This is a genomic window from Streptomyces sp. NPDC030840, assembly GCF_055572015.1.
The window spans coordinates 228,331-243,141 of the sequence record NZ_JBVIEE010000011.1; the positions used below are offsets into that span (position 1 = coordinate 228,331).

At 69.5% G+C, this 14,811-nt stretch carries 17 protein-coding genes; 10 read left to right on the top strand and 7 right to left on the bottom strand.

Translation table 11 applies throughout. The features are described from left to right. The first annotated feature begins 59 nt into the window (after window positions 1–59). The gene (locus ACZ49J_RS24365; RefSeq protein ID WP_467452762.1) at window positions 60–680 is read left to right on the top strand and encodes a MerR family transcriptional regulator; all 621 of its coding nucleotides are present in this window, start codon (window positions 60–62) and stop codon (window positions 678–680) included. A 46-nt stretch (window positions 681–726) separates the two neighbouring features. On the opposite strand, the gene ACZ49J_RS24370 is transcribed toward ACZ49J_RS24365, so the two are convergent. Both ACZ49J_RS24370 and ACZ49J_RS24375 read right to left on the bottom strand, forming a co-directional pair. Then, the gene (locus ACZ49J_RS24370; RefSeq protein WP_467452546.1) at window positions 727–1,317 is read right to left on the bottom strand and encodes a flavin reductase family protein; all 591 of its coding nucleotides are present in this window, start codon (window positions 1,315–1,317) and stop codon (window positions 727–729) included. 30 nt (window positions 1,318–1,347) lie between these two features. Next, entirely contained in the window at window positions 1,348–1,809 is a 462-nt protein-coding gene (locus ACZ49J_RS24375; protein ID WP_467452545.1) for a nuclear transport factor 2 family protein, read from the bottom strand. A gap of 329 nt (window positions 1,810–2,138) precedes the next feature. On the opposite strand from ACZ49J_RS24375, the gene ACZ49J_RS24380 reads away from it, so the two are divergent. The 3 genes from ACZ49J_RS24380 to ACZ49J_RS24390 all read left to right on the top strand — a co-directional run bounded on the left by ACZ49J_RS24380 (window position 2,139) and on the right by ACZ49J_RS24390 (window position 4,956). Beyond that, a complete protein-coding gene (locus ACZ49J_RS24380; protein ID WP_467452544.1) occupies window positions 2,139–2,876 on the top strand; it encodes a helix-turn-helix transcriptional regulator in 738 nt (245 codons plus the stop codon). A 191-nt stretch (window positions 2,877–3,067) separates the two neighbouring features. Beyond that, window positions 3,068–3,721, top strand: coding sequence for an NADPH-dependent F420 reductase (locus tag ACZ49J_RS24385; protein WP_467452543.1), 654 nt, complete (start codon window positions 3,068–3,070; stop codon window positions 3,719–3,721). 77 nt (window positions 3,722–3,798) lie between these two features. Further along, window positions 3,799–4,956: an NADH:flavin oxidoreductase gene (locus tag ACZ49J_RS24390; RefSeq protein ID WP_467457387.1), complete on the top strand. Its 1,158-nt coding sequence runs from the start codon at window positions 3,799–3,801 to the stop codon at window positions 4,954–4,956. A 72-nt stretch (window positions 4,957–5,028) separates the two neighbouring features. On the opposite strand, the gene ACZ49J_RS24395 is transcribed toward ACZ49J_RS24390, so the two are convergent. Beyond that, complete coding sequence (locus ACZ49J_RS24395; protein WP_467457386.1) at window positions 5,029–6,018, bottom strand: NADP-dependent oxidoreductase; 990 nt, start codon at window positions 6,016–6,018, stop codon at window positions 5,029–5,031. A 175-nt stretch (window positions 6,019–6,193) separates the two neighbouring features. Here ACZ49J_RS24395 and ACZ49J_RS24400 point away from each other — a divergent pair, with 175 nt between their 5' ends. The 4 genes from ACZ49J_RS24400 (at window position 6,194) to ACZ49J_RS24415 (ending at window position 9,368) form a co-directional block, all read left to right on the top strand. Continuing rightward, window positions 6,194–7,213, top strand: a complete 1,020-nt coding sequence (locus ACZ49J_RS24400; RefSeq protein ID WP_467457385.1) for an AvrD family protein — start codon at window positions 6,194–6,196, stop codon at window positions 7,211–7,213. A 135-nt stretch (window positions 7,214–7,348) separates the two neighbouring features. After that, window positions 7,349–8,053 carry an AAA family ATPase gene (locus ACZ49J_RS24405; RefSeq protein WP_467457384.1) on the top strand — a complete coding sequence of 235 codons (705 nt, stop codon included), beginning with the start codon at window positions 7,349–7,351 and terminating at the stop codon, window positions 8,051–8,053. After that, on the top strand, window positions 8,050–9,048 hold the full coding sequence (locus ACZ49J_RS24410; protein ID WP_467457383.1) for a beta-ketoacyl-ACP synthase III: 999 nt from the start codon (window positions 8,050–8,052) through the stop codon (window positions 9,046–9,048). The genes ACZ49J_RS24405 and ACZ49J_RS24410 overlap by 4 nt, the downstream gene beginning before the upstream one ends. Window positions 9,049–9,119: 71 nt before the next feature. Next, window positions 9,120–9,368, top strand: a complete 249-nt coding sequence (locus tag ACZ49J_RS24415) for an acyl carrier protein (RefSeq protein ID WP_467457382.1) — start codon at window positions 9,120–9,122, stop codon at window positions 9,366–9,368. Window positions 9,369–9,494: 126 nt separating this feature from the next. Here ACZ49J_RS24415 and ACZ49J_RS24420 read toward each other — a convergent pair whose 3' ends face one another. Next, window positions 9,495–9,623, bottom strand: coding sequence for a hypothetical protein (locus tag ACZ49J_RS24420; RefSeq protein ID WP_468350211.1), 129 nt, complete (start codon window positions 9,621–9,623; stop codon window positions 9,495–9,497). A 132-nt stretch (window positions 9,624–9,755) separates the two neighbouring features. Here ACZ49J_RS24420 and ACZ49J_RS24425 point away from each other — a divergent pair, with 132 nt between their 5' ends. Then, entirely contained in the window at window positions 9,756–10,382 is a 627-nt protein-coding gene (locus ACZ49J_RS24425; protein WP_467457379.1) for an ATP/GTP-binding protein, read from the top strand. Window positions 10,383–10,466: 84 nt separating this feature from the next. On the opposite strand, the gene ACZ49J_RS24430 is transcribed toward ACZ49J_RS24425, so the two are convergent. Beyond that, the gene (locus tag ACZ49J_RS24430; RefSeq protein WP_467457378.1) at window positions 10,467–11,894 is read right to left on the bottom strand and encodes an MFS transporter; all 1,428 of its coding nucleotides are present in this window, start codon (window positions 11,892–11,894) and stop codon (window positions 10,467–10,469) included. A 213-nt stretch (window positions 11,895–12,107) separates the two neighbouring features. Between ACZ49J_RS24430 and ACZ49J_RS24435 the strand changes: the two genes are divergently transcribed. Beyond that, complete coding sequence (locus ACZ49J_RS24435) at window positions 12,108–12,443, top strand: ArsR/SmtB family transcription factor (RefSeq protein ID WP_467457377.1); 336 nt, start codon at window positions 12,108–12,110, stop codon at window positions 12,441–12,443. Here ACZ49J_RS24435 and ACZ49J_RS24440 read toward each other — a convergent pair. Together ACZ49J_RS24440 and ACZ49J_RS24445 are read right to left on the bottom strand one after the other, a co-directional pair. Beyond that, window positions 12,406–13,587, bottom strand: coding sequence for a Gfo/Idh/MocA family protein (locus tag ACZ49J_RS24440; protein WP_467457375.1), 1,182 nt, complete (start codon window positions 13,585–13,587; stop codon window positions 12,406–12,408). The two genes, ACZ49J_RS24435 and ACZ49J_RS24440, sit on opposite strands and share 38 nt — an antisense overlap. An 80-nt stretch (window positions 13,588–13,667) precedes the next feature. Then, complete coding sequence (locus tag ACZ49J_RS24445; protein ID WP_467457374.1) at window positions 13,668–14,789, bottom strand: LLM class flavin-dependent oxidoreductase; 1,122 nt, start codon at window positions 14,787–14,789, stop codon at window positions 13,668–13,670. Window positions 14,790–14,811 lie beyond the last annotated feature (22 nt).

Consider the following 14,811-nt stretch of genomic DNA (forward strand, 5'->3'; position numbering starts at 1 on the left):
ATAGGCTTCCGGTCGTGGCTGACGAATCGGGAGAACACGGCGGACGACGCGAGTACCGCATGGAGGAGCTGGCCGAGGAGGCCGGCATCACGGTACGCACCCTGCGCTTCTACCGGGAACGCAGGCTGATCCCGCCACCCCGCCGCGAGGGCCGCATCGCCTGGTACGACGACACGCACCTGGCCCGTCTGCGCACCATCGCCGCGCTCCTGGAACGCGGCCACACCCTCAGTGGCATAGCCGAGCTGGCCGAGGCCTTCGACCACGGCCGCGACGTCGCCGAACTCCTCGGCCTGGGCGCCCCCACCGAGGAGATACCGGTCCGCCTCTCGCCCGAGGAACTCGCCGATGCCTTCGCGGACCAGGCCACCCCGGAGAACCTGGCCGCCGCGCTGGAACTCGGCTACCTGGGAACGGACGGCGGCGAGATCGTGCACATCAGCCGCCGCCTGCTGGAGGTGTCGTCCCAGCTGGTCCGCGAGGGCATCCCGCTGTCCGCCGTCCTGGAGACGGGCAAGCGCGTACGCGAACACGCCGACGCCCTCGCGGAACTGTTCACCGAGCTGGTCCTCACCCACGCCTCGGAGGCCGACCTCCCACGCCTGCGCCCACTGGCACGGAGCGTGGTGGAGGCGGAGCTGTCACTGGCGCTGGACAGGAAACTGAGGAAGCAGCCCTAGCCAACCCTGGTCCGGGCCTGCTCCGGGCCTGCTCCCGCCCGTCCGGCTACTGGTCCACGCCCACGCCGCCCGCCGGGGTCTGGAGTCGGGCGTAGCGGCCCTGGAAGAAGAGCAGGGGGCCGCGGTCGCTGGTCACGGCCAGGTCCCTCACCCGGCCGAGGACGAACCAGTGGTCACCGGCGTCGGTGATGTCGTGCAGGTCGCACTCGATCCAGGTGGTGACGCCGTGGAGGACGGGTGCGCCGTTGGATGCGCGATGCCAGTCGATTCCGGCGAACTTGTCGCCGCCGCTGGCGGCGAAAGCCCGGCAGATGTCCTGTTGGTGGTCGCCGAGGACGTTCACGACGAACGAGCCGGCGCGTCGGATGCGCGGCCAGCTGGTCGAGGACTTGTCCGGGAAGAAGCCGACCATCGGCGGGTCGAGGGACACGGAGGCGAAGGACCCCACGGCGAGGCCCACGGGTTCGCCGTCGTCGACGGCCGAGATCACCACGACCCCGGTCGGGAAGTGGCCGAGGACGCGGCGGAAGTGCGCCGGCGCGACCGGCGGCAGCGTCGGCGGGCTCGGGTGCGGCGGGTTCATGTCGTCAGTTGCGGTGGTGTCGGCGGTGGTCACGACGGTCAGGTCCGTAGCCATGCAGGCTCCTCGGAGAGTGGGTGGAGGCGGTCAGCTGCCCTGTACGGCCAGATCCCTGATGTTGCGGTTGCCGTCGGCCCAGATGATGTTCATGGTCAGGGCGCTGATACGCCAGCCGTCGTCCGTGCGGGTCAGGCCGTAGCGGTACTCGCCTCCCAGCGTCCACGTGGGCCCTCCGAAGCGATTGGGGAGCAGGTGGGTCGCCTGGAACATGGCGGTGGCGCTCGCCGTGTCGCCGTGGAGGTCCACGAGCTGGTTGGAGACGAGGTGCTGGGTGGCGGCGAGGCCCTCGCGGTTGCCGCGCCACTTCTCGATGACCTCCTTGCTCGGGAGTGTCACCGGTTCACCGCCGTTGAGGCTGGTGTAGTCGAGCCGAATGTGGTCGGTGAACAGTTCGGGCAGCCTGTCCCATTCGCAGTGGTCGAGGTGCCAGCCCATGCGGGAGCACAGTTCGACGATCTCGTAGCGGTCGCGCAGCTGCTGATCGGTCACGGTGACTCCTGTGTTCGGTGGTGTCGGTCGGTCATGGCGAGTATTCGCAGCGCGACCGACGGGTTGCCAGAGCGAACTTCTCCCAGGGGCACAGCTCGTGGTGGTGCTGCCACCAGCCGTTCGATGCCCGCGGGTCGCGCGGGCGTTGGTTAACCCTGCGTTACCGACCATAAAAAACCTTCGGGAAGGTTTGACATGCCCCGAGGGCTCTGCCTAGCGTCGAACACGTGCTGAAAGATTCAACGGTGGGCAGTCCCGGAAGGCAGCGTGAGGCGTTACGGCACTTCCTGCGGTCCCGCAGGGCCCGGCTTTCACCCGATGACGTCGGGATGTTGGCCACGGGTCGGCGGCACACGCCGGGACTCCGCCGCGAGGAAGTAGCAGTCCTCGCCGGAGTCAGCGCCTCTTGGTACACGTGGCTCGAGCAGGGGAGGGATATCAAGGTTTCCGACGGCGTCCTGGACGCGGTCTGCAACGCGCTGAGGCTCGACGACACCGAACGGGCGCACTTGTACCGGTTGGCCGGAGCCAACCCGCCGCAGTCGGAGACGGAGGCGGCGAGCCATGCGGAGGTGTCCCGCCTTCGCCTCATCGTCAACGGCTGGCTGCCGGCACCCGCGTTCATCGTCGACCGCTACTGGAACGTGCTGGCCGTCAACGAGGCGGCGCAGTCCCAGCTCGGCGTGGAATCCGACGGCCAGAACCATCTCGCGGCGTTCTTCACGGATCCGGCCGCACGACTCCGTTATCCCGACTGGGACGAGATGGCGGCCAGGCTGGTCGGGCAGTTCCGGGTCCAGGCGGCGCGTTTTCCCCAGGACACGCGTTTCGACGGGATGGCCCGCAGGCTCTGTGCCTCCGACCAGGCCTTCGCCGCGCTGTGGGCCCGTCATGAGACCTGCGACACCGCGATGACCAGCGTGCGGGTCCGGCTTCCCGGTCAGAAGAGTGTCCGCTACGAACACCTGATCCTGGCTCTCCTGGAGAGCTCGGATCTGCGGCTCATGCTGTACGTGCCCCACGGGGCGCAGTCCGCCGAAGCCGGTCTCCAGCTGGTGGCCGGCTGATCCTGAGGGCCGAGGACTCCTCGCGCCTCGCCCGTCCTTCCCTGGTCCTCCCTGAAGGGGCCGCTGCCTTCCCGCGGTGTGCCGCCCCATGGGTGCCCGGGCATCGTTCCCCCCTCGTGGCTCCCCCTTGGCTTCCCCTGCACGGGTGCGGAGTCGCGCTACGCACAGAAAATCTCCGAAGGAGTTCTGCCATGACCAACGTCAGTACGCCCCTGAACATCGGCGTTCTCGGTGCGGGCAACATCGGCCGCCCGATCGGACGGCACTGGATCGCCGCCGGCCACAAGGTGACCTTCGGGTCGCGTACCCCGGAACGGCTCGAGGAGTTCGTGGGCGGGCTCGGTCCGGCCGCGACGGCCGCCACACTGGCTGAGGCGGCTGACGCGAGCGACATCCTGCTGCTGTCGGTTCCCTACCCGGCCTGGGAGGAACTGCTGACCTCAGTGGGCGACAAGCTGGCCGGCAAACTCGTCGTCGACGCCACCAACCCCATGGGGCTGTCGAGCGAGGGCCGCATCATCTCCACCCTCGAGCCGGGCGTGACCCAGGGACGCCGCACCGCCAAGCTTCTGCCCGACTCGACGGTTGTCCGTGCGTTCACGCACGTCATGGACGAGCTGCTGTGGTCGCGAGGAACACAGCAGAGGCACTTCTGGGGCATGGCGTACTCCGGTGACGACGCCGCCGCCAAGGAGCTTGTCGCCCAGCTGGTCAGTGAAGCGGGATTCACTCCGGTGGATCTGGGCGGCCTGGACGAGTCCGCCGCACTCGACCCGGGCGGGGCCGTCTTCCCGCACATGTTCACCCCCGCCGATCTTCGCGCGGCCGCCAGCCTTACCGCGTGAGCACGGACGGGAGTCGCGGGGCCGCCTCCACGCGGCCCCGCCGCCCGCAGGGACCGGACATCCGAAGGGACCATTCTGTGCCCAGCACAACCCCTCTTCCTGCCACGTCGGCACCACTCTTCGAGCCCTTCACCGTGGGGTCACTGGCCCTGGCGAACCGGATCGTCATGGCCCCCATGACCCGGGAGCTCTCCCCGGACGGGGTACCCACGCCTGAGGTCGCCGCGTACTACGCGCGCCGCGCCGGCAACGGGGTCGGGCTGATCATCACCGAGGGGGCCGCCATCGGCCACCCGGCATCCGAGCGGCGTACCGCCGTGCCCCGCATCCACGGCGCCGACGCGCTCACCGGCTGGGCAGACGTGGTGGACGCGGTCCATGCCGCCGGCGGCCGGATCGCGGCCCAGCTCATGCACGTGGGTCTCGACCCGTTGCTGTGGGGGATGACAGCAGAAGAAGTCGCCTCCGCCGTGCCGGCGGACTTCGAGTTGGTCAGCCCCTCGGGCGTCGATCCGTCGAGGCCCGCGGAAGGTGTTGTCGGGCGTGTGATGACCGACACCGACATCGCGGATGTCATCGACGCCTATGCGCGAGCGGCCGCGGACGCTCGGCGCATCGGGTTCGACGCCGTCGAGTTGCACGCCGCGCACGGCTACCTCATCGACCAGTTCCTCTGGTCCGTCACCAATCGGCGCACCGACCACTTCGGGGGCAGCCTCACTGCCCGGGCACGCTTCGGCGCCGAGGTCGTACGCGCCTGCCGCCGTGCCGTGGGCGAGGACTTCCCCATCATCCTGCGCTTCTCCCAGTGGAAGGTCGGCCACTACACAGCGCGGCTCGCGGACAGCCCGGACGAACTGGCTCAGCTGCTCGGCCCCCTGGCGGACGCGGGCGTGGATGTCTTCCACTGCTCCACACGCCGCTTCTGGCAGCCCGAGTTCGAAGGAGCACCCCTCAATCTGGCGGGCTGGACCAAGAAGGTCACCGGACGGCCGGCGATCACCGTCGGCTCGGTCGGTCTGGAGGACAGCGACTTCCTCACCTACCTGGAGGGCAAGGGAGCCGGCATCGGCGATGTCGACGCGGTCGCCGACCGGCTCGCGCGGGGAGAGTTCGATCTCGTCGCCGTGGGCCGCGCTCTGATCGCCGATCCGGCCTGGCCCGCGAAGGTGCGGGCGGGTCGCTCCGCGCAGTTGGTTCCGTTCGACGCGCGGATGCTCACCACGCTGCACTGAGCCGCTGACAGCCGACGCCAGAGCGTGGCCACCCGGGGGTGGCCACGCTCTGGCGTCCGGCACGGCGGAGCGTCACACTGCGGCACGGGTCGTGTCCAGCACGACCTTGCCGAACACACCGCCGTTCTCGCAGAGTTCGTGTGCCTTGGCGGCGTGGGGGAGAGGCAGCACCGTATCCACCACGGGCCTCAGACGCTCACTACGGACCAGTTCGGTGAGGGCCAGCAGGCCCTGCCGGTCCGGCTCGACCAGCATGAACTCCAGCCGCGCCCCGAGCTCGGCGGCCCGCTGGGCCAGCGCCTCGTCGGGCGGGCCGGGCAACGTCACCAGGACGCCGCCGGGCCGGAGCACGGACAGCGAGCGTTCCGCACAGCCACCACCGACGGTGTCGAGGACCACATCGACCTCGCCCACCATCCCGGTGAAGTCGTGGCGCGTGTAGTCGATCACGTCGTCAGCGCCCAGCTCCCTCACGTCGTCATGCCGGGACGCCCGGGCGGTTCCGATCACCTTCGCTCCACGGGCCTTGGCGATCTGTACGGCGAGATGTCCCACGCCGCCGGCCGCACCGTGCACCAGTACGTGCTGCCCGGCCCGTACATCCGCGGTGTCCACGAGGGCCTGCCAGGCCGTGAGGCCGGCCAGCGGCAGCGCGGCGGCCTCCACGGGGCCGAGCCGCCGCGGTGTGTGGGCGAAGTGCCGGGCGGGACCCACCACGTACTCGGCGTAGGCGCCCCCCTCGTACGGGAAACGCGGCATGCCCAACACGCGGTCTCCCGGCCGGAACAGCGTGACGCCCACGCCGACCGACTCGACCGTGCCGGACACGTCCCAGCCGAGGACGAACGGCGGTTCGCCGAGCGTGCCCAGTCCTCCGTCGGCGCGCGTGCGCCAGTCGACCGGGTTGACGCCCGCGGCGTGGACCCGCACCAGGATCTCGTTGAACCCGGGCCGGGGCCGGTCGGTGCTCACCGCGGTGAGCACCCCGGGCTCTCCGAATTCGTACTGGCTGACAGCCAGCATCTGCCTGACCACCTTCTCCTCCACATCTTCGGGACACATGCGCAGAGGAAATGGTCGCCGCACTTCCGCGAGGACGGAAGTGGCCACTGTTCCTGGTTTTTCCACCACCACCAGACGCAGTGCCAGGACAACCTCGCTCTGGAAAAGCGTCGCGCCGCCACGGGATAGTCGATGTCACGTAAACGGCACCTGTTGAAAGCCAACTGGAGGGTGCGTGTCAGCCATCGGCGCTATATCTCCGAAAACTTTCCACCGCTCCATCGACGATGTCCTCGGACCGAGGGAGAACCGATTTTTCGGGGAGGGGTTCAAACGGGCGAAGCACCAGCTCCGCCAGATCTCCGTCACCTCGGGGACGGGCGAGGTGTCACAGACCAGTGCCCGCGTCAGCGTGTCCTACCCCAGCGACTGGTCACGCAAGGGGGACAAGGACCAGCGTCCGCATCTGTCCACCGTGGACGTCCTGGTCATCGGCGCCCAGCTCAGTGAGATCCACTTGGCGCACACCCTCGGTCTGAGCACGGAGCAGCAGGCACGGTCCGTACTCCAACGGGCCCGTATCAAGGCCGGAACGAGCCCGGTCGAGGACGATCTGGCCGACTTCCCGGCCGTTGCCCAGGTCGTGGGGACCGTGCCTTCCGACCACGCCGCGGGGCTGTTCGTGAGCACCGTGGACTGCGTGGTCGGCACGCTGCGGACGCGGTGCGAGATCCTCCACGAGGCCGGCGTCCCGAACCCGGTCGCCGGGCTCTACGACGCGCCGCACGACGTGCTCGGCGACCCGCGCCCGCGTCTGTTCGGAGAAGGGTTCACCACCCGCGGGCAGTACGTCGAGGACGTCGAACTCGATCCGCGGACGCACACGGCCACGGCCGCCGTACGTGTGACCGCGCAGGACGGCGCACCGCTGCCCGCGGCGGGCCTGGACGGTGCCTACCGAGCCTGCGCCTCACCCGTCGACGCCTTCGTCATCGGGCTGCAACTCGGCCAGGTACTGCTGTACGCGCTCGACGACGTGCCACGGGCGAGCAGCAACACGCTCTGGATGCGCGAGACAGTGCTCGAACCCGATCCGGCGCGTGGCCCGTTGCCCGCCACCGCGTCGACCACCGCGTGGCTCGAACGCCTCAAGGTCCTGGAGAACAGCAAGGCGGAAATCTGGCGCTCGGCGGACATCGTCGGCGAATTCCACGGCGTGCGCATGCGCTGCTCGGTCGCCCACCGTCTGCCTTGAATCCCCACCGCCGACGCGGTCCACCGACGCGGGCGTGTACGACGCGGCGGCGTACACGCCCGAAACCGAAATGCACCTGCCGCTCACTCCGCCTGGCTCCCTGCGGATCCGGAAATCCCAGAGAAAAGGAAACTCATGAACCTCGCCATCTCCGGTACGTATTCGGTCGGCAAGACCCTGACCACCATGGCCGTCTCGCATCTCATCGGGCTTCCGCGCAGTGCCGCGAAGACGATGCGCGAGCTGCTCCCCATCTCGGTGCCCGGCAAGACTCTCGAGGAGTGCACCGCCTCCGAGATCATCATGCTGATCATGCGGCGCAACCAGGAGCGCGCGGTCAACGAGAGCCACCTGCCGGGCGGGTTCGTGTCCGACGGGTCCTCGCTCCACGAGTGGTGCTACGGCACCGTCCGGGTCCTGGTGGGCATCAACCCGAACGACTCGGTGAACCTCGACACCATCGAGATGACGGACGAGATCCGGTTCTTCTCCGAGGTCATGGACCAGATGGGCGTCCCGGCCAAGCAGCACGCCAAGGCCTCGTACGACTCCTTCGTCCACCTGCCCATCGAGTTCCCGCTGGTCGAGGACGGTCACCGGCCCGTCAACGAGCGTTTCCGTTCCCTGGCCGACGAGATGCTGCTGAAGGTTCTGGAGGAACTGCAGATCCCTGTGCACATCGTCGGAGGCTCCGTCCCCGAGCGGCTGGAAAAGATCATCGACATCTACGGCTTCACCCCGAAGATGTCGATCGACGAGGCCATCGCCCGGGCCCAGGACGACTACGCGAAGATCGACACCACCAGCGAGCTCGACCGCTCGCCGGTCGCCGTGGCATGAGCGGCGCGGGTGTCCTGGCCGGTCTGGGCACCGCGCTGCCGACGCACCTGGTGACCAACGAGGACCTGTCCCAGCGCCTGGATACGTCCGACGAGTGGATACGGTCACGCACCGGCATCCGGCAGCGCTACTGGAGCCGGGGAGCGGCCACCAGCGACCTCGCTGTGGAAGCGGGCGAGAAGGCGTTGAAGGCCGCGGGAGTTGACGGGGTGGACCTGGTGGTCCTGGCCACCACCACGCCTGATCACCCCTGCCCCGCCACCGCGCCCGACGTGGCGGGCAGGCTGGGTCTCGGCACGGTCGCGGCGTACGACATCGCGGCCGTGTGCAGCGGCTTCGTCTACGGGCTCGCTTCCGCGGCCGCCTCCCTCACGGCCGGGCTCGCCGACAGCGCTCTGGTCATCGGCGCCGAGACGTACTCCACGATCCTCGATCCACAGGACCGTGCCACGTCCGTCATCTTCGGTGACGGCGCCGGGGCAGCCGTGCTGCGCTCCGGCCGGGTCGACGAGCCGGGCGCCTTCCTCGGGTTCGACCTGGGCAGTGACGGATCCCTGAAGGACCTCATCATGATTCCGGACGGCGGCTCGCGGGAGCGGACAGCGGAGGCTGCCGCCACGTCGGGGAAGCCGTACTTCACGATGCAGGGCAAGCCTGTCTTCCGGCACGCGGTGACCCGCATGGCCGCATCAGCCGGCGCGGTGCTCGAGCGGGTCGGCTGGCCGTCCGAGTCCGTCGACCGGCTGGTGGCGCACCAGGCCAACGCGCGCATTCTGCACGCTGTCGCCGGGCAGCTCGGCATCGAGGAGAAGCGCGCCGTGATCGATCTCGACCGGGTCGGCAACACTTCGGCGGCGTCAATACCGCTGGCGCTCGCCCGCGCCGCCGGCGAAGGGACGCTGACGGCCGGCGACCGCGTGCTGGTCAGTGCCTTCGGCGGCGGTGTGACATGGGGGTCCACCGCGCTGGTCTGGCCAGACGTCACCGCCCTGTGAGCTTCCGGCACCACACGCGCGGTGCCGGAACTCCCCGCCGCCCCTCCCCCACGCATACGAAGGAGAACAGCATGACCGAGTCCACGGTCGCGCGCCTCACCGCGATCATCAGTGAGCACTTCGAGACCGACGGCAGGGAACTGTCGGCGGCCACCGACTTCGAGTCGCTGGAGTTCGACTCCCTGGTGCTCGTGGAGCTGGCGGTCGTCCTCACCCGCGAATTCGGTGTCGAGGTGACCGACGAGGAACTCGCCGACGGCAAGACCATCGGCGGGGCCGCGGCCCTCGTGGCCCGCAAGAGCGCGGTACTGGCCGGCTGATCGGCCCGGACCGGCTCACAACCAGGTGCGCGACACACCGGCCCGGACGGCAGGTGCACGGCGGTGATCCCGCCGGTGCCCTCCCGTCCGGGCCTTCTTTCACGACCGCTTTCGACACGACCGCTTTCAACACGACGGCTTCACACGAACGTTCTCGACACGACCGTTCTCGACCAGCAGGAGGACCATGCCCGCCACCACACGGTCTGCGGCGTTCTTCGACATCGACGGAACGCTGACGCACACCACGACCATGTCCGACTTCCTCTCCTCTCACCTGACCGCCCACGGCAGGCCGGACCGGTGCCGCGCGTCGGCGGGTGATCCGACGGTTCTCGTCCCGGCCACGCCTCCCAGGAGCCGGCGGACGGCAACGAGGAGCATGCGATGACGCCGAGCGAGAAGGGCCCCGTGCGGATCGCCGTCGTCGGGGCGTACGGAAACGGCAAGACCACCCTCACCACCGAACTGTCCCATCAGCTCGGGCTGGATCGCACCCACGGCGCGGCCATGCGCGACCCGGCGGGCGGATCGGGCAAGTCGCTGGAGGAGTGCACGGACGCCGAACTGATCCAGCTCGCCGTGCGGAGGTTCACCGAACGGGCGGTGGGCGAGGCGCGCCTGTCGCAGGGGTTCATCTCGGACGGCTCGGTGTTGCACGAATGGGTGTACACGAAGGTCCGTCTGGTGCTCGGGCGTCTTCCCGCTCCCCCGGTCCGGCTCGAGACCGCGCCGCGGTCGGCCACGGCCGCCCTGTACGAGGAAGTCGCCGATCAGATAGGGCTGCTGACCCTGCGGCACGCCCGCGACGCCTACGACCTGGTGGTACATCTGCCGGCCGACGTCCCGCTGCCGGACGGGCACCGTCCGATCAGTGAGCACTTCCGCCGTCTGTCCGACCAGTTGTTGCTGGAGACGCTCGAGAAGTGGCGGATCCCGGTGCACGTCGTGACCGGCAGCCTCCAGGACCGCGTGCGGAAGTGCCGGGAACTCGCGGGGGCACTGCACCAGTAGATGACGGGACACAACGAGGCCCCCGACCCGGGGAACCCGGGTCGGGGGCCTTTGTCGCGGGCCGGAGGGGCCGGCGTTCCGCGGTCAGGCGGTGGCCGTGACGGCTGCGCGGCGTTCGGGCCGGGAGATGAGCCGCCAGGCGCTGACACCGCCCAGGAGGTAGGCGATACCGACGGCCAGGAAGGAGACGGCGGCTCCGTGGTTCCAGTCGCTGGTCGAGTTCAGGATGACGCCCATGACCGCGATGCCGACGAGTGAGCCGATCTGCCGGTTGGCGTTGAGGACCGAGCCGGCGACGTTGGCGTTCTCCGGGCCGGCGGAGTCCACCAGGGCGGCGGTCATACCGGGCGAGATGATGCCGGCTCCGATGTTGGCGACACCGACGGCGACGGCCAGCACCCAGTAGGGGGTGGACGGCGAGATGGTCACCATCGTCAGGGAGGCGACTCCGGCGACGAGGAGGAAGGTGGTCAGCAGGACGCCGTTGGAGAACCGCGCGGAGATCCGCGAGTACACGATGTTCGCCACCGGGAAGAAGATCGTCATCGGCAGCAGTTCGAGCCCCGCCTGGAAGGGGGTCGCGCCACGGGCGTGCTGGAAGTACAGGCCGAGCATGAACGTCGAGCCGAAGAGGGCGAAGTTGAACAGGAAACCCACGAGGTTGGCTCCGGAGAATCCGGGGCCGCGGAACAGCTGCCACGGCATGACCAGGTTGTCGGCCCGGCGTTCGCGGAGTGTCAGCAGGGCGGCGGCGGCGACCATCACGGCGTAGGCGGCCAGGACCGGACCGGCCGTCCAGCCGAGCTGCGGGCCCTCGATCAGGGCGAAGCTCACGGCGGCCAGGGCGACGATCCAGACGATGTGGCCGGGGACGGCGAGCTTGGTGGCGCGAACGTCCGTGGCGGCGATGTAGCGGTAGGTCATGACCATGCCGATGGCGCCGATCGGCAGATTGAGCAGGAAGATGGACTCCCAGCCGAAGGCGCTGACCATGAGGCCGCCCACCGTCGGGCCGAGGCCCGAGGATGTCGCCACGATCGCGGACCACAGGCCGAGCATCCTGGTGCGCTGGCGCTTTTCCGGGAAGGAGAAGACCAGCAGGGACAGGGAACTGGGCATGAACAGTGCGGCTCCCGCGCCCTGCACGAGCCGGGCGGCGATCAGCGCCTCCGGCGTGGGGGAGACGGCGCAGGCCAGGGAGGCGAGGAAGAAGACCGCCATGCCCCACAGGTAGATCTTCTTCGCGCCGATCCGGTTGGCCAGTCCGCCCGCCAGCATCAGCAGCGAGGCGAAGGTCAGCACGTATCCGTCGACGATCCAGGTGAGTTGGGTCAGCGACGTGCGCAGGTCCTCCTGGATGGTGGCTCCGGCGACGTTCACGACGGTGACGTCCAGGGTCGCCATGACGAAGCCTGTCGCCAGTGCCGTGATCTTCAGGCCGCTGGGCGCGCCTCGCTGAACGTCCGCGGGGGCCGCGGCCTCTTCCGCTTCGCCCGTTCGGACAGTCGTCATCGCATTACTCCTGTGGGGGTCGGGTCACGAGCCGCAGCCCGCTGAACGGTGTTCTGAGGCAGCAGCTGGGGCACTGCCGGCCAACTGCGCCCGGAGGCCGGCACGTTCTCCACTGAAGCCCATATGTTGATGGCTGTCAAACTTTGATGCGCATCGAACTATGATGATGGTCGTAGTATGGCGAGGAGTACGCGATGAGGAGGCGGACACCCTGTGACTGCACGGATCACCACTGAGCGCATCACCGACCATCCCGACGCCGATGCCATCACCCTCCAGGGCGTCCTGGACGCGCTGGTCGACCCCGTGCGCCGGAGCATCGTCCGGCAGCTGGCGCAGGCTCCCGACGACGTGGCGTGCGGCACCTTCGACATCACGGTGTCCCGCTCCACCGGCACCCACCACTTCAAAGTGCTGCGCCAGGCCGGCGTCATCAGGCAGTACTACGTCGGCACGTCACGGATGAACTCCCTGCGTTCGGACGACCTGGAGCGCGCGTTCCCGGGCCTGCTCACCGCGATCGTCGACGCGTCGGCCAAGGAGACGTGACCTGCGAGCCGCCACCGGCGCGGCGGTCGAGCCGCCTGCCCGTTTCAGCGGACAGCCGCACCGCCTCCAGCAGCCGGTGCAGGCGCAGCCCGTCGGCGAAGTCCGGGACCCGATGGCCGCCCGCACGGATGTCATGGGCGAGCGCCGCGTACTGCAGGGCCATGGTGCGCTGTGCCGGGAGCAGGCCGGCCGCCGGCTCCGGCGTGCGGCGGGGACTGGAGAGCGGGAGCTTGCTCAGTTCCCCCTCCGGCCGCCGCGCGCCGAACAGGGCCAGGTCACTGATCTGCAGCCCTCGATCGCCACTGGGCCCCGCGGAGACGACGGCCAGGTCGCCTTCCGTGCCGGAGATCTCGATGCGGGTACGTCCGCCGCTGCCTTTGGCGTCGTGGAAGTGGGCGGCCAGTGTGCCGCCGCCCTCGACTGTGGCGTGCAGGGCGATGGTGTCCGGACTGGTCGCTTCGATCTCGCGGTCGTCCTCGTCGAGAGTGATGCGGGGGTGCTGGACCGACAGGCCGGCCGACACAGCGGTGAGTTCCCCTCCGAGCATGTACTGGACGGTGTCGAGGGTGTGCCCGCCGACCACTTCGAGGGTCCCCGCTCCGCTCGACTGGTCGAGTGTGTAGGCGAAGGCGGCGGGGAGTCGTGCTCCGGCCGCCACGCCGCGCGCGCTGTAAGCGGTGATGGACGTGACCCCGCCGACATAGCCCTGCGAGATCAGTTCTCTGGCGCGGACGACCGCCGGGGCGTGCCGGGCCTGGAGGCCGACGGCGTTGACCACTCCGGCCCGATGGGCCGCGGTGGCGAGCCCGGCGGCTTCCTCGGAGGTCCGGGCGAGGGGCCACTCGCACAGGACGTGCTTTCCCGCTTCGAGGCCGGCCGTCACCAGCCGCGCGTGGTGCCGCACTTTGACGGTGACCACGACCAGTTCCACGTCGGGGTGCTCGCAGAGGCGGCCGGTGTCGGTGAAGGCGTGTGCCGCCCCGTATCGGCGGGCTGCCTCACCGGCGCTGTCCGGCCGGCTGGTGGCGACCGCGGTGACGTCGTACTGCGGCAGACGGTGCAGGGCCGGCATGTGCGCCGCGGCGGCCCAGCCTCGGTCAGGGGATGCGCCGATGACGCCGACGCGTACGGGTTCAGTGCTCATGGGCTGTCGCTGCCAGGTAGGCGGTTGCGTCCGTGCCCGGGCGGGGGTCGAGGCCCCCGACCGGGCACGGACGGCACGGATCACGGGATGAGCTGCGGGAACAGGTCGCGGTTGTCCTGGTACCAGCGCACCGACTCCTCCAGCCGCTTGGTGGAGCCGGTGAAGTGCGGGGCCACGTAGCGGGCCAGCATGTCGTAACTGCGCTTGGTCCTGTCCCAGTCGGCCCAGTCCTGTGCGTAGACGAGCAGGGTGCCGAAGCCGCCGACCTCCTCGCGCAGCCGCTCGATCCCCGCGATCACGTCGTCGACAGAGCCGACGATCGCGCTGCCCGCCTCCACCGCCGCTTCCAGGGCGTGCGCTCGCTTGACGCCGGGGACGCTGACGTCGAGGCCGCGGATGTCTCCCCAGTAGCCGTACGCCCAGCGGTCGTAGCCCTCGCGGACATCGGCGAGCGCCTGCTCGCGCGTCTCCGCGACGTACACCGGCAGGGTGATCCGCCAGTTGCGGCGGTCCACTGTGTTGCCGTGCTCGGCGGCCGCCTCCTCCGCGTAGGCCCACTGGGTCCGCATGTCGGGCCGGGGGTGGCCCGGGCGCGGGGCGCCGAAGGAGACGGTGCTGATGCCGTGGCGTCCGGCCAGCCGCATGCTGTTGCCGGACGCCACGCTGGCGGCGGCGATCTCCAGCCCGGAGTCACGGTACGGGGACAGCTGGAGCTTGGCGTCCTGCAGGGTGAACCAAGGGGTCTTCTTGGTCACTCGTTCCTCACCGTTGACCAGCTCGACGATCGCCTCCAGCGCCTCCCCGAACATGGTGCGCAGTTCGCTCATCTCGCGCCCGATCATGCGGGCGTCGGTCGGGATGCCGCCGGCGCCCACACCGAGGACGAACCGGCCGCGGGTCAGGTGGTCCAGGTGCACCGCGCGGCTCGCCACCATGAACGGGTGGTGGTAGGGCAGGGTCATCACGCCGGTGGCGAGTGTGATCCGGCGGGTGCGCTCGGCGGCCGCCGCCACGATCAGTTCGGGGCTGCCGATGGTGTTCCAGCCCATGGAGTGGTGCTCGCCGACCCAGAATTCGCGGTAGTCGAGACGGTCGAGGAGTTCTATCAGTTCGAGATCGCGCTGGAATTGCAGCGTGGGATCCTCGCCCAGCGGATGCATGGGGGAGAGAAAAGCGCCGAATTCGAGAGTCCGGGGGTACATGGGGATCCTCCACGGTGTCATG